A 15,345-nucleotide genomic window follows, 5' to 3' on the forward strand; every position below is an offset into this window, starting at 1 on the left:
TTTCAACTCCTTATGCGCGTTTAACTTCAACGAGGTTAGTGTGTTGTGGGTTACCTTTCGCTAATGGCGAAGGGCGCTGGGTCGTCAAGGTATTGATACAACCGCCCACATCAATGCCCTCCTTGTTGATATTGCGCCATGCTCCTTGTGGCACGCTAATGACACCGGGTAAAACGCGCTCGGTAATTTTGACCGCGATACGCATCCGCCCCCGGCCATTGAATATTTCGACCATATCACCGGGTTGAATGCCACGGGCCTGCGCATCGATGGGGTTCATCCAAAACTGGTGTGGCACTGCTTCACGCAACATGGCGACATTATAATAAGATGAGTGACAATGGCCTTTAACATGGAAACCGGTCATTTGCAGTGGGTAGGTTTTCAGGGTTTCTACATCACCAACACCTTCAAATGTCGGGCAATATTCAGCGACGGCGGTAATACGATCTCCGGGTGCCAATTGCCACTCTTTTTCCAATGTGGCGAGCGCTTCAGAGTAGATCTCAATTTTGCCGGATGGGGTTTTCAATGGGTTATTTTGCGGGTCATCGCGGAAGTCTTTTAAGGCGATATATTGACTGCTGTCAGCATAAATCCGGTCAATTATTCCTTTGTCATTGGTCTGCTCAAAGGGCGGCAGTGCCGGGTTCTTTTCGCGCATTTTGTTATAACTGATTTCAATCCATTCTTGCTGGGAATGCCCTTCGGTAAAGGCTTCCCCAATGCCACATTTGGTGGCAATTTCGGCTAAAACATCATAAGACGGGCGACATTCCCACATAGGTTCGATAGCATTTTGCAGCCGCGTCACATAGTGATAAGCCCCGCTGGCATAGGAGTTATCAATCAAATCATTTGATTCCACCGAGGTGACATCGGGTAATAATAAATCAGCATATTTAGCCGAGCGGGTCATGTGGTTTTCCCACACTAAAATAAATTCGCACAGTGATTCATCTTGCAAGATACCGTGGGTTTTATTCAGGTCAGAATGCTGATTTCCAATCACGTTACTGGCGTAATTCCACATAAACTTAATATTGGTATCAAGTTTATCTTTATTCTTCACATGGGCATTTTTAGCGGTCATCTCAGTGCCACGGAAAATAGCGTCTGTCCACATAAAACAAGGAATCGCTGTTTTTACAGGATTGGGAATATTGAATCCCGGCACTGGATATTTAACATTCCCGCCCCAGGCTCCGGTATTGGTGCCGGCTCTGCCGATATTACCGGTCATCAATGGCAGCATCATAATTGAGCGCGCAGCTTGCTCACCATTAGCGCTGCGCTGAATGCCCCAACCTTGGGAAATCCAAGCAGCACGGGCATTTCCTAACTCGCGTGCGAGTTGGATAATACGGGTTGGCGCAATACCGGTTATTTCACTGGCCCATTGCGGTGTTTTTTCTAAGCCATCGATACCCAGACCTAAAATATAATCTTTATATGAACTATTGGCCGGAGCAGAGGCGGGTAATGTGCTGGCATCCCACCCTACACAATATTCCTTCAGGAAGTCCTCATCGGTCAGGTTTTCTTTAATTAATACATAACCCAATGCGGCGACCAGTGCGGCATCGGTGCCGGGAAATATAGGGATCCATTCGGCATTGAGGGTGGTGACACTGTCAGTCATCCGTGGGTCGATAATAATGACTTTAGCTTTACTCTTCCCCAGCGCATGAACCGTTTCAATATATTGGCCACCACCTGACATGCGTGTTTCTGCCAAATTATGGCCAAACATCACTACTAAGTCGGAGTTTTTAATTTCATCCAGCAGAGTTTCATCGGCATTACCATAAATATAAGGCATCACGGTATTAATTTGCGCCGTGGAGTAGGTGCCGTGCTGATCCAGAAAACCACCGAGCAAACTGAGCATTCTTTTACAAGCATTACGGCCTTGTAAATTAGCCCCGGTAGAGCCAGAACCATATTGATAATAAATGGCTTCATTACCATGTTGTTGAATGGTTTTTTTTAGATTGTCAGCCACAATTGTGGTGGCTTCATCCCAGCTGATTCGTTTGAATTTACCTTCGCCGCGTTTGCCCACTCGCAACATGGGATATTTTACTCGGTCAGGATTATATGTTTTCCATCTGACCGAACGGCCACGTAAACAGGGCCGAATTTGATGCTCGCCAAAGGTGGAATCATCATAAATAGCTTCATTAGCAATTTTAACAATTTCACCATTTTTGACATGTACTTTTAGTGGGCAGCGGCTACCGCAGTTAACCAAGCAAGCACTGTATTTAATGGTTTCTTTGCTGACTGAAGCCGCCTGTTCTGGCGCGGCTTGCACCGAAAAAGGTAGGGTGATTGAACCGGCAATTGCTGCAGCCCCGGTGACTGCGGCAGATGTTTGAATGAATTCACGGCGGCTCAGTGAGCCAGCGATAGATCTTTTATTGTTATTCATCGACATTCCCTTTGCGAAGGACATTATTTTGACGAAAATAAAACATAGAATAGAGTGCTAATGTCCCACCTTAGGAAATAATTTGTTACTTTCATATGATATAAATCAATTAAGACGGAATAACGAAAATAGAGACCTTATTTATGTGAGCATGCCGATGGTTATTAATGAGTTAACGCGAGATATTAACTATTTTCTATACATAAAATTAATATCTTTAATGTGATTAAATTCTGTAATAAAGAATCAATCTCAAATGAAAGGAATATATTACTATTTGCGAGTTTATTTAATTTTACTTAATTTTTTGAGAAAAATCTTAATAAATGGCTACTGATTATTAGTGACTATTCCCTCTGTAAAATGGAATTCAAGGGCATGAGAATCATGCGAATATTGGCTAAAAATATGAGTTTGTTTTTTTCTAACGGAAGAGAAAATTAGCATCACGATTTTTAGATCAGCCCTGAGTAACCTGCTATTCTATATTGATACTCTTCATAGTGTTACCATGCAGGGAATGAGTGTGATGTTGAATATGAAAAATCGATTTGAGCGTAATAACCTCTTCGGAGAGAAAAATATCCATGCTGTTTTTGAAGTCAGCCTACTACTGAAAGCAATATTAGCTATCATGGAGGTTGTGGCGGGTATTTTAACCTTTTTTATTACTCCCCAGTTTTTACTGAATATATTGCATCGCCTCACACAAGTTGAGTTTATCGAAGACCGGGGCGATGTGGTCGCCAATTATGTATTGCATGCGGCACAAAGCCTTTCCATCAGCAGTCTGCACTTTGCCGCTTTTTATTTACTAATACATGGCATTGTTAAGCTGTGGGTCATTATTGGATTGTGGCGCAAAAAGCTAGGTTATTACCCTGCGGCAATAGTGATTTTTAGCTTGTTTATTGTCTATCAACTCTATCGTTATACCTTTACTCATTCGGTGCTTTTGATCCTGATAACGCTGCTGGATGTGGTGGTTATCGTGCTGACGGTGCTGGAGTATCGGCAGTTGCGACTGGAACAAAAGAGGCCCCAAGTGAGGCCGTTGTAATAGCGATTAAATAGCTATTAGGCTATCAGCGGCGGGTGATGCCTTCATAAATCAAACGTAGCCCAAACGCCCCCACGGCAACACCGATAATACCACTTAACAGATGTTGAACTTTACCATATGCGCGCCGCACCGCCGGGCGTGAGAACGCCATGCTAAGCAATGACCGCCAGAGGATAGAGGCTAGAACAATGCCGAGCCAGGCGACTATTTTTGCCCATGCTGGTGTGGTCGGGGTGAGCGTTACCGAGAAAATACTGATAAAAAACAGCACGGTTTGCGGGTTAGATAAATCAGTCAATAGCCCACGACGGAAGAACACATACCAAGGTGTAACCGAGGAAGTGGCGACAGCCCCCATACCCATATGCAGTTCCTGAGGGTGGCGCAGCATATTGTAGGCATACCAAATCAGGTACAAACCGCCGCCGATTTTAATTGCCGAGAACAATGCGCCGCCCTCAGCAATCAGTGCCGCCATACCAAATAACCCCAATCCTGAGTAAATTGCATCCCCCAAAGCCACGCCCAGCCCAGTGAGTAAACCTGCATTTTTGCCAGAGCTGAGACTGGTTTGCACCACAATAAGTAAGTTAGCGCCGGGATTGATAAATGTGAGTACAAATAGCCCGATGGTCAATATGATGACGTGCATTTCGTCCATTCTGTGCGGCTCCGGTAGTCGTGATTTCAGTAGCATAATGTAATCTGCGGGAGCGAACAGCGCATTAATCGTGTTTATTGCATTCAGTGAATAGAAATGTGTCGTCAGTCAGCAAAAATATGGGCCTGACCCACTATCGTCAAATCAACCATTAAGCCAATATGGAGCCCTTCGCGACTGATGGTTTTAATTTCTACAATTTTGTCATGCTGAACAATTTTCTCATGCTGAACAATTGATAAAGTGAGTGTCGAAATAAAACCAGCAAAATCAATACTGATAATTTTAGCCAGACAGTGAGTTGGATAATGATGAACTGCGGGCAGCGGTGTGATGGTCACTTGCTCGGGGCGCAGCATAATGCGTGCTTGCCCATGACGGGTTGCATCGTCAACTTTGACTCGGCCTAGTGCGCAATCGGCCCATCCGGCCTCAATATGAGCAGAAAGAATAAGCGTTTCACCCAGGAATGTGGCGGTCGGCTCATCAATCGGCCTCAGATAAAGCTCTTGCGGTGGGCCAACATGAGCCAACTTGCCCGCGCGCATTACGGCCACCTGATCGGCAAAAGAAAGCGCTTCACTTTGGTCATGTGTAACTAAAATGGAGGCGATATTGGCTTGTGACAACAGTTCAGCCACCGCTTTGCGGGTTGATGCGCGTAAGGCGGTATCCAGCGCTGAGAAGGGTTCGTCCAATAACATCAATACCGGACTTTGCGCCAATGCCCTGGCGAGTGCGACTCGTTGTTGCTGACCGCCGGATATTTCATGGGGCCAAAGCTGCGCTAATCGCCGGTCTAGCGCCACCATTTCCATTAATTCATCAACCCGGCGGGCTTTATCCTGCTTACTGCCTTTTAGTCCATAAGCAATATTGCCCGCCACGGTAAAATGTGGAAACAACGCACCATCTTGTGGGACAAAGCCAATCCCCCGCTTATGAGCCGGCACCTGGATTGAGTGGTCAAATACGGGGTTCCCTTGCAAAATCACCTTACCGCTATCCGGTGTTTCGAAACCGGCAATAATACGCAGTAAGGTGGTTTTACCTGAGCCAGATGGCCCGACAATCGCCGTGCGGCTCCCCGCCGTAACCTGTAAATCAATGCCGTCTAATACATTGACCGATTGGTAAGACTTGCCGATTTGTTGAAGTTCAAGCGTGCTCATAATCCTGCCGTACGTTGAGATTGAGAATAAAGAAGCCAGGTTAGCGGCAGGGAGAGCGCCACCATGAGCAGGGCGTAAGGTGATGCAGCAACGTAATCTATTTCACTGGTCAATGCCCAAAATCCAGTCGCTAATGTGCGGGTGCCATTCGGGGCCAATAACAAGGTGGCGGTCAGTTCATTGGAGATAGCCAAAAATACCAAGGCCGCGCCAGCCGCAGCGCCGGGGGCCGCCAAGCGCATCGTGGTGCTCCAGATAGCTTGAGTGGGCGTTTTCCCTAAACTGCGCGCCACGTTTTCCAGTTCGACCGGCGCGGTCGCAATACCGGCCCGTAAACTGATTAAGGCGCGTGGCGTAAACATCAATAAATAGGCCAGTAAAAGAGTGAATTCAGTTTGGTACAGTGGCCGGGCCATCCGGATAGTGATGGTCACCAGCGCCAGTGCGACCACAATGCCGGGCAGCGAACTGGTGACATAATTACAGCCCTCCATGACCCGGTGTAAACGGCTTGGGTAGCGCACGGATAACCAGGCCATCGGTATCGCGCATAGGGTGATAATTACCGCACCGCTCAGCGCCAATGCCAACGTTTGTTTTAATGCTGGCAGTAGTTCAGCATTCAACCATATATCAATACCGCCAATATAGAGCCAGCGGGTGAGAGTGATAAAGGGCACGCCGAGCGAGAGGGTTGTCATTACCAGCGGTAACAGCAAACACAGTAAGGTGAGGGCGGTTCCCATTGAATAAGAAGTTTGTCTGCGTGCGCTACCGGAACCCACGCGCGCGTAGCGGTTATAGCCGCGGCTGGTGGCTTCAATTAGCAATAATCCTAAGCAACATAACGCCAGAACACCCGCTAACATATTGGCTGCTGGGCCATTAAAGGTAGATTGGAATTGATCAAAAATCGCGGTGGTGAACGTATCGAAACGGATCATGGCGTATAGCCCATATTCTGCTAATAAATGCAGTGCAATCAGTATCGAACCACCCCAAACGGCTAATTTTAATTGTGGCAATACCACCCGGAAAAATACTGCGGTAGGCGTGCTACCCAGTGAGGCCGCGGTATCCTCAAGGCCGGGATCAAGGCGGCGCAATACTGCTGAAGCGGGCAGGTAAATAAAAGGAAAATAGGCAATAACAGAGATAAATACGCCTGCGCCCAGCCCATGCATTGAAGGTATCAGGCTAATCCAGGCATAACTTTGCACAAAAGCAGGAACAGCCAGCGGGGCGATAGCCAATAGTGACCAAATTCGCCTGCCGGGTAGAGCGGTGCGTTCAGTGAGCCACGCCAGCGCCACACCAATAATGGCGCAGAGTGGCAAGGTGAATGCCACCAGTAATGCGGTGTTAAGCAGCAACTCCCCGACGCGAGGGCGAAAAACAAGGGCTTTTACGGTTGGCCAGCCAGTATCAATGGCAATGCCAATAACAAACCCCAGCGGCAACAGGGATAGTAATGAGAGCATCACGGCAATAGCCACAATCCCAGATCCGGGACGGCGGCTATAGTGCACTTGAGCGGCTTGACTCAGTGGCATTGGGATAACATCGGGGTTTACATTGGCCATAATCGTCAAGGCACTCGGCGTGTTAATGCCCGTCGGGCCAGGAACTCGACGGGCTAAAAGTACATATTCTCAGCAGATTGGCTTTATTACAACAAGCCTGCTTCTGTCATCAATTCAACCACTTTCTTGCTGTTCAGCTTAGACGGTTCAACTTTTGGCGCATCCAACTCTTTCAGCGGCACTAATTTAGGGTTAGACGCAGCATCGACACCCACGGCATATTCAAAAGCATTATTAGTGCGCAAGATATCCTGACCGGATTTACTGGTTATCCATTTCATGAATTCCTGGGCTTCTTGCGGATGCTTGCTTGACGCCAGCACACCGCCACCTGAGATACTCACAAATGCACCCGGATCTTGATGTTTGAAGTAGTGCAATTGTGTCTTGCCGCTGTTCTCGCCGGTTTTGGCTTGATCAACAAAGCGATAATAATGATAGATAACCCCACCATCAATCTGGCCGGCATTGACTGCTTTCATTACCGTGCTATTGCCTTTATACGCGGTGGAGTTGGCTTTCATGGCTTTTAACCACTCCAATGTGGCTTTTTCGCCTTTCAGTTCCAGCATGGCGCTAACAATTGCCTGGAAATCAGCTCCGGATGGTGATGCCGCCCAGCGGCCTTTCCACTCAGGTTTTGCCAAATCCATAATAGATTTAGGTAACTCGGCTTCACTGATTTTTTCCGGATTATAGACAAAAACCGTGCTGCGGGCGGCAATGCCGGTCCAGCGGCCATGTTCAGGGCGATATTCTTTGGCCACCTGAGCTTGTGTTGCCACATCCAATGGCGCGAACAATTTTGCGTTATCAACCAGCACCATGGCGGGGGAGTTTTCTGTCAAGAAAACGTCTGCGGGTGATGCGCTACCCTCCTGAACCAACTGATTACCTAACTCGCTGTCCCCGCCGTTGCGCAGGGTCACTTTAATTCCGGTATCTTTGGTAAAGCCGTCAACCCAGGATTTCACCAGATTTTCGTGTTGGGCGTTATACACCACAATGCCTTCGTCATTGGATGCCGCATTAGCGGAAAACGCCAGCATCATTGAGGAAGCCAATAGAGCTGCGGGGCCGAGAGAGGATAAACGTAACTTCATAAAGACATCCTTTAACAGGTCAAAGAAGAAAACGAAAGAGTCAGGCAACAACGAAACAGCTCGATTGTATAGAAAATTAGTACTAATAATAGTGAAAATCATTCGTATTATTTGCTACGAAATGTTTCACTAATGTTGCTATAATTCCTTATTGTTCAAGGGGTTTAGTGCAATTTGTCCTGATAAATGAAGGGCGGTGAGCGCAATTCCTTGATCAATTACTGCGGAGTATCCCGCATTTTCCTGTTTGTTCGTTACAGACAATGACTTAACATAGCTATTACTTTTTGGCATGGTTTATGGATATACGATGCGTCACTTAGCTGTCATTCTTTCCTCACTCATTTTGCTTTCCGCCTGTAGCAGCAAACCGACGCCTCCTGTTGCTGCGACGCCGTCAGATAGCCTGACTCGCAGCGGTTTTTTACTTGAACCTCAGCATATGGGCCACGTGCCAAACGGTGATTTTGCCTATAATGCAGATACCGCCCGCTTTGTTGACAAAATGGTGCGTGAGCATGGCTTTGAACGTCAGCAACTCCATGATGTATTAGCACAAACTAAAAAACTGGATTTTGTTATCCGCTTGATGGATAAGCAAGCGCCGACTTCTGGCCGCCCCTCTGGGCCAAATGGTGCCTGGAACCGTTATCGAAGCCAATTTATTACTCCGGGTAATGTGCAGAATGGTGTGAATTTCTGGAATCAATATGAAGATGCCCTGCAACGCGCTTATGAGGTCTACGGGGTTCCACCAGAAATTATCGTCGGCATTATCGGTGTTGAAACTCGCTGGGGCAGAGTGATGGGTAAGACCCGTATCATTGATGCGCTGGCAACACTCTCCTTTGCATATCCACGTCGTGCCGAGTATTTCTCCGGAGAGTTGGAAACCTTCTTACTGATGGCGCGAGCCGAGGGCAATGACCCGCTCAGTTTACGGGGGTCTTATGCCGGAGCCATGGGCTATGGCCAATTTATGCCATCGTCATTTAAAGATTATGCCGTTGATTTTAATGGTAATGGTCATATCAATTTGTGGGATCCGGTGGATGCTATCGGCAGTGTGGCAAATTACTTTAAAGCACACGGCTGGACGAAAGGGGCGGTGGTCGCAGTACCGGCAAACGGGCAAGCGCCGAATCTCGATAATGGCTTTAAGACCCAATATCCGCTCTCAGCTTTATCTGCCGCAGGGCTAAGCCCAAGCGGTTCGCTGGGGGATTATCAGGAAGCCAGCTTGCTGCGCCTGGATGTTGGCATCGGTTATCAATATTGGTATGGTTTGCCCAACTTTTATACCATCACTCGCTATAACCACAGTACCCATTACGCCATGGCAGTATGGCAGTTAGGTGAGGCGGTGGGCCGAGCGCGGAAAGGTTAATCTGAACTGAGTGGATATAACAAACCAGACGGCGAACAACGTCAAATGAAGGGGAATCGTGCCGTTGGGGTCGTAGCGGCTTAGGCCGCCGGAGTGCCCCTAGGTGCGGTAAACCATTCACTCACTGAGCTATCAATTGTTTTGTCATTTATCTCAAACTAGGGCCACATTAAGTGGCCCTTTTCACTAATCTATCAGATGGGAAATATCATCCGGATGAACCGATGGCGGGGACTGACGCCAACCGCGAGTGAGCCAAAGCAGGTAAATAAAGCCCGCCAGCAACCACAGCAGGCCCACTTCCAGCGCGCGCTGTTCAAGGTGAACCCACAGCCAGACTGACATCACAAACCCCATCATTGGCAACAGCCCGTATTTAAACATGGCTGAAGCGCCGCGCCGTTTCTCATTGAAAATAAAGTGTTTTATGACACTCAAATTCACAAAAGTGAACGCGCCGAGCGCACCAAAGCTTATCATCGACACCACTAAATTCAGGTCAAGGAACAGCGCCAGCAGCGAGATGGTCGCCACGAATAAAATAGCGCGCCAGGGTGTATGGAACTTGCGATGCAGATGGAAAAATACTTTGCGCGGCAACACACCTTCGCGCCCCATGGCATAGAAAATACGCGACACGCTAGTTTGTGCGGTCATCGCCGAAGCATAAACGCCGGTCAGGTAAGTGGCCATAAAGAAGTTATACATCCACTTCCCGCCAACATGCTCGGAGATAATCAGGCTGGCGGTGTCCTGATAAGGAATTAATGATTTCCAGTCTGGATAAGCCAAGTGTGCAGCATAAGACACCGCAATAAAGATGGCACCGGCGCTTATCACCGTGAACAGAATGGCGCGGGGCAGGGTGCGCTTAGCATCGTGGGCTTCTTCTGCCATGGTGGCAATGGCATCAAAACCGAGGAATGCCAGACAAAGCACCGCAGCGCCGGATAATAAGCCCGACATATCACCAGCATTGACCAGTAGCGGCTTCATTAATGCCACTGGGCTTAAATCCGCCTGACTGAAAGAAAGTGCAATAAATAAGACGATAAAAACCATCTGTGCGGCGATCAGCGAGAAATTCACTGAGGTAAGCAGACGCACACCCAGAATATTCAGCAGGCTGACACTGACGATAGACGCAATAATAAAGACCGGAGCAGGGATCGCCGGGAATGCCTCGTGCAAGAAAATGCCTAAAACCAAATAGTTAAGGATTGGCAGGAACAGATAATCCAAAATTTGCGCCCAACCCACCAGAAAACCGGTTTTTCCACCAAAACTACGCTGAACGTAAGAATAGGCGGAACCTGATAGCGGCATGGCGCTAGTCATCCGGCAATAACTGAGGGCGGTAAATAGAATGGTGGCGACGGTAACCAGGTAGGCAATGGGTAAATGCCCCTGACTTAATACAGTCACCTGTCCGTAGGTCGTAAATACGCCCAAAGGCACCATATAGGCAAGCCCGAAAGCGACCAGCGCGGGGGTTTTAAGCACTCTGCGCAACTGAATATTTTGTGGCATTACCGTATCATCTCCTGGTGTGGACAAGCACCGCTAAGCTGTATTTCACAGCTTTAAAATATAAAGGAGCGGATTCTGACACAAGAGATACAGGTTTGAAAGCCAATACCTTTCCGACTTGGTATTGCCGCGTTATTCGCCAGATTGATGAATTAGACTATTAATAGGAATTGCTGCTGATTTTGGCCTGTTTATCCCCCGAATCACCAAATTACACCAGTGGTTCGGGGGCTAATGCTTATTTATCCGGCCAGATAAACCACTTTACCGCCGATTAAGGTGGATTCTACCTGAGTTTGATAAATCACCTCTGGTGACTGCTCAAACAGGTTATTTTTCAGAATGATAATGTCGGCGAATTTGCCCGCTTCCAGTGAACCAATATATTGCTCTTTGGCAATCATATAAGCCGCATCAATGGTCGCTGAGCGCAATGTCTCAATCAGGGTTAAGTCGCGGTCATTATCCAGCCGCGGGCCGGCAGGATTGCCGTCAAGATGCCATGCACGGCGGGTCATCCCCACTTGCAGATTGTACCATTCATCCAAGCGGTCAATCGGCCAGTCACTACCATAAGCAATACGCGCCCCGGCATCGAGGAAACGCGCCGCTGGCTCCATATGTTGGAAACGGGCTTCGCCCAGCATCTCGCGCTCTTCATCAATCAGCACCCCCGGCAAGCCGCCCCACTGGAAAGAGAGCACCGCAGTGGCCCCTAATTTGGCAAAACGGTCATACTGATGGGGAGCCACCAGCTCATTGTGAGCAAGCCCCGGCCGAATATCTTTGCCCGGCAAGGCGGCGCGCATCTGTTCCACTGCGTCCAGCACCATTTCGATTGCACCATCACCCACCGTGTGAGTGTGCGGATGAAGACCGGCGCGGGCACATTCCAGAATCACCGCATTGACCACCGGCGCGGTAAAATAGAGGTCGCCATAGTGCTCAGTTGGCTGCCAGTCTGGGTTTTCAGCCGTGCCGTGATTGGCACGATAAGGTTCGAGCAGGGCGGCGGTCATGGTCGGCGGCTGTAATACGCCGTCAATAAACAGTTTCAAGTGATCAACAGCAAATCCCGGTGCCGGTGTCCACTCATCACTCCCCCATAGGCGGCCAAATTCCACCACTTCCTGCACCACGCGCGCGGCATCTTCCGGCCCTTGTAGGCTATCTGGCGTGACTTCTTTGGCCCCCAGAACCCGCAAAGTCAGCTCATTGCGTTGATATAATTGATGGAAAGCGACTAATTGCTCGGAAAATACACGGGTATCCATCACTGTTGTGACGCCCTGAGCATTCAAAACTTGTTGCACATGGGCGGCAATCTGCACATTTTTTTCTGGCGTAGCAGAAGGAATGCTGTCAAAAGCGCGCATGGCGGGCGCATCTTCCAAAATACCGGTGAGTTTTCCGTTCGCATCACGGGCTATTTTGCCGTCCGGCGGGATGGGAGTGTTTTCGTCAATTCCCAGCAACTCAAGCGCGCGGCTATTCGCCGCCAGTGTGTGGCAGTCATTTGAGAATAAAGCCACCGGGCGACGAGTATTGAGTGAATCGAGGGCGGCTCGGCTCATATCGGCCCCGACCGGCGTCATAGCTTGGCGTTGCCAGGCGCGGACGGTTAGCCAGTCATTTTCGCCCTTAAACGGGTCACTATCGAGATGTTGCTGGATGATATCCAACGTCTGCTCAACACTCAGTGCCGCATAATTAAGATTACAACCAATCAGCTGCTTACCGCCCCAAAAGGGGTGCATATGGCTATCGATAAGGCCGGGCATCATAAACTTACCCGCCAGATCGATAAGTTGAGTTTTCGGGGAAGAGAACTGGGGGATCAGTTCGTCACCGCCAGTCGCCAGAATATAGCCCTGGCCCAGTGCGATAGCGCTGCAAACCTGGTTATTGGCATCAGCCGTGTAAATCGTGCCGTTATAATAGATAACATCGGCGACAGTAGATTGTTGAGTCATAGTTGGCTCTCAATAATCCCTTTCTTCCTTGATGTTGCAGCAGTTTTCACCATCGTGCTACAACGCCAATGACGTTGGGAATGGGTGGATATATAACCAGCATGGCCGGTGTCTCGAGTCAAACCTGTGATAAGAGACCGGCTGAGGCTGGTGTTAAGTTAAGTGTTTTTGAGTAACTCAGTTTTTATCATGACCGCCAGATGGCGCAGGATCTCGGCTTCGGAAAAACCTAATTCGGTTAATTGTGTCAATCCATCCAGACCACAGACCAGCCCAATCAAGCGCCATGCGATATCACTGGCATTGATATCAGAGCGGAATTCATTATTGGCTATTCCTGCATTAATCACTTCGACGGTGGCCTGATGCCAATCCGACATTGAGGTAGCGCAGGCCGCTTTAATCAAGTCATCGCGCTCGGCGAGTATCGAGATTTCATTCCATAACCGGGTTTCGCGTTTGCCGGCTTCATCTTGCGGATAGCCCAATACCAAGAGCACTCGCTCGTGGGCAGGTAAGTTTTGGCTGTCTAGCGCAAAAGCGGCCAAAGATTGTTTCACTAATAATAGAAAAGCATCAGCCCGCAGCCGCGAAACGGACGAAAAGTGATGATGCACTTGCCCGATAGCCACCCCCGCTTCACTGGCGACACGGCGCACGGTAGTGGCGGCCATCCCCTCGGTGATTGCAACACGCATCGCTGCTTGCAAAATGGTGTTGTGCCGCTCTTCACGATTCAAATAGGCCAAAGAGATTCCTTTATCTGACTCATTAGTGTTTTCATCATTATGTGATGAATTGGACGTTAGTTCAACTTTCCGCTATTATTATAAAATTGAACAGGTGTTCAACTTTATTTATTTGAGTGTTTGTATGTCTAAAAAGTGGATGATTTTCTACGTTATTATTCTGATGTATCTCCCTGTTTCTATTGATGCAACAGTGCTCCATGTGGCTGCCCCGCGGCTGGGGATCGCCTTGGCGGCCACCGGTAGTGAGTTACTGTGGATTATTGATATTTACTCATTGGTGATGGCCTGTTTATTACTCCCGATGGGGGCGCTGGGTGACCGCATCGGTTTTAAACGCCTGGCTTTACTGGGATCGGTATTGTTTGGTTTGGCTTCTTTGGCGGCGGCTTTGGCACCTTCGGTGGCGGCGTTAATTGCTGCGCGCGCCTTTTTGGCGATTGGTGCGGCAATGATTCTGCCCGCCACTTTATCTGCGCTGCGCCATATCTTTACCGATGAACGCGAAAGGGCTTTGGCGCTAGGGATTTGGGTCGCTATCGGCACCATGGGCGCGGCGATGGGGCCGTTAGTCGGCGGGCTATTAATGGAATACTTTTATTGGGGCTCAGTTTTCCTGATCAATATTCCCATTGTTATTGTGGTAGTCATTGCCACATTGGTGGTTATTCCTCATCAGCCAATGCGCACCGAACAGACGTGGAAATTAGCCCCTGCATTGGTATTGGTGACCGCGATCTTGATGTTGGTTTATGCCGCCAAAACCGGGCTGCGCGGTAACGGCGATCCGCTGATGACGTCACTGGCGGCATTGGTGGGCGGCGTGATGTTATTTGCTTTTGTACGCCATCAATTATCGGCATCCGCTCCAATGATCGATTTTCGGCTGATAAGTCAGCGAGTTATCGCCGTGGGTATGGTCATGGCGATGACGGCGATGATAACGCTGGTGGGGTTTGAATTACTTCTGACTCAAGAATTGCAATTTGTGTTAGGAAAAACTCCACTTGAAGCGGGGATATTTTTGCTGCCGCTGATGATAGCCAGCGGGGTAAGTGGGCCGCTATCGGGCTGGTTAGTGGCTAAACTGGGGCTGCGCACCGTCGCCAGTGCCGGTATTGCATTGAGTTCATTGAGTTTTCTGGGATTGGCTTGGACAGATTTTGCCACGCAGGTTTATCTGGCATGGGGGTGGATGATATTGCTCGGTTTCAGTATTGAAGCTTCTCTATTGGCTTCCACTGCGGCAATCATGAGTGCCGCACCCCCTGAAAAAGCCGGTGCGGCGGGTGCGGTCGAGGGCATGGCCTATGAATTGGGTGCCGGGCTGGGGGTGGCAATCTTTGGTTTGATGCTATCGCGGGCCTATACCGCCTCCATTGTGCTACCAGAGGATTTGCCGCTGAGTTTAGTCGAGCAGGCCAGAGCCTCCATTAGCGAAACTATTCAGGTGGTGAATAACCTTGGTGGTTATGAAGCTCTACTCAATAGTGCAAAGCTAGCTTTCTCCGCTTCGCACAGTTTGGTCTTGGGCACCGCCAGCATTTTGTTGATTCTGCTTGCCGTTATTGTGTGGTTCGCCATGCCGGGACAGCGCGTGTCGCAGTGGGAAAAAGCTCCGCGTGACAACGCCACAAATTAGCCGCCAGAGGTTAAATTCTCAGTAAATAAATAGTCCTTACTCTTTAGC

The 15,345-nt window shown here is 48.9% G+C and carries 11 protein-coding genes; 3 read left to right on the forward strand and 8 right to left on the reverse strand.

What is annotated here, in order from left to right:
* Positions 1-10: 10 nt before the first annotated feature.
* Positions 11-2,434 carry a DmsA/YnfE/YnfF family dimethyl sulfoxide reductase gene (locus tag OVO64_RS09280; RefSeq protein WP_038634888.1) on the reverse strand — a complete coding sequence of 808 codons (2,424 nt, stop codon included), beginning with the start codon at positions 2,432-2,434 and terminating at the stop codon, positions 11-13.
* 529 nt (positions 2,435-2,963) lie between these two features.
* On the opposite strand from OVO64_RS09280, the gene OVO64_RS09285 reads away from it, so the two are divergent.
* The gene (locus OVO64_RS09285) at positions 2,964-3,494 is read left to right on the forward strand and encodes a DUF2127 domain-containing protein (protein WP_038634885.1); all 531 of its coding nucleotides are present in this window, start codon (positions 2,964-2,966) and stop codon (positions 3,492-3,494) included.
* 25 nt (positions 3,495-3,519) lie between these two features.
* On the opposite strand, the gene OVO64_RS09290 is transcribed toward OVO64_RS09285, so the two are convergent.
* The 4 genes from OVO64_RS09290 to OVO64_RS09305 form a co-directional block, all read right to left on the reverse strand.
* The gene (locus OVO64_RS09290; protein WP_038634882.1) at positions 3,520-4,158 is read right to left on the reverse strand and encodes a LysE family transporter; all 639 of its coding nucleotides are present in this window, start codon (positions 4,156-4,158) and stop codon (positions 3,520-3,522) included.
* Between the two features lie 104 nt (positions 4,159-4,262).
* Positions 4,263-5,330, reverse strand: a complete 1,068-nt coding sequence (locus OVO64_RS09295; protein ID WP_038634879.1) for an ABC transporter ATP-binding protein — start codon at positions 5,328-5,330, stop codon at positions 4,263-4,265.
* Positions 5,327-6,913, reverse strand: coding sequence for an ABC transporter permease (locus tag OVO64_RS09300; RefSeq protein WP_267248728.1), 1,587 nt, complete (start codon positions 6,911-6,913; stop codon positions 5,327-5,329). Before OVO64_RS09300 ends, OVO64_RS09295 begins: the two co-directional genes overlap by 4 nt.
* An 86-nt stretch (positions 6,914-6,999) precedes the next feature.
* Complete coding sequence (locus OVO64_RS09305; RefSeq protein WP_267248729.1) at positions 7,000-8,016, reverse strand: iron ABC transporter substrate-binding protein; 1,017 nt, start codon at positions 8,014-8,016, stop codon at positions 7,000-7,002.
* Positions 8,017-8,326: 310 nt separating this feature from the next.
* On the opposite strand from OVO64_RS09305, the gene mltB reads away from it, so the two are divergent.
* Positions 8,327-9,403 (forward strand): lytic murein transglycosylase B, encoded by a 1,077-nt coding sequence (gene mltB / locus OVO64_RS09310; RefSeq protein ID WP_038634872.1) that lies wholly within the window; start codon positions 8,327-8,329, stop codon positions 9,401-9,403.
* Between the two features lie 186 nt (positions 9,404-9,589).
* Here mltB and OVO64_RS09315 read toward each other — a convergent pair whose 3' ends face one another.
* From OVO64_RS09315 to OVO64_RS09325, 3 genes are all read right to left on the reverse strand, one after another.
* A complete protein-coding gene (locus tag OVO64_RS09315) occupies positions 9,590-10,933 on the reverse strand; it encodes an APC family permease (protein ID WP_038634869.1) in 1,344 nt (447 codons plus the stop codon).
* Between the two features lie 242 nt (positions 10,934-11,175).
* A complete protein-coding gene (locus tag OVO64_RS09320; RefSeq protein WP_038634866.1) occupies positions 11,176-12,906 on the reverse strand; it encodes an amidohydrolase in 1,731 nt (576 codons plus the stop codon).
* Between the two features lie 158 nt (positions 12,907-13,064).
* The gene (locus OVO64_RS09325; protein WP_038634863.1) at positions 13,065-13,655 is read right to left on the reverse strand and encodes a TetR family transcriptional regulator; all 591 of its coding nucleotides are present in this window, start codon (positions 13,653-13,655) and stop codon (positions 13,065-13,067) included.
* 124 nt (positions 13,656-13,779) lie between these two features.
* On the opposite strand from OVO64_RS09325, the gene OVO64_RS09330 reads away from it, so the two are divergent.
* On the forward strand, positions 13,780-15,297 hold the full coding sequence (locus OVO64_RS09330) for a SmvA family efflux MFS transporter (RefSeq protein ID WP_072103545.1): 1,518 nt from the start codon (positions 13,780-13,782) through the stop codon (positions 15,295-15,297).
* Positions 15,298-15,345 lie beyond the last annotated feature (48 nt).

This window comes from Yersinia sp. Marseille-Q5920, from assembly GCF_946902935.1.
Lineage (GTDB): Bacteria > Pseudomonadota > Gammaproteobacteria > Enterobacterales > Enterobacteriaceae > Yersinia > Yersinia rochesterensis.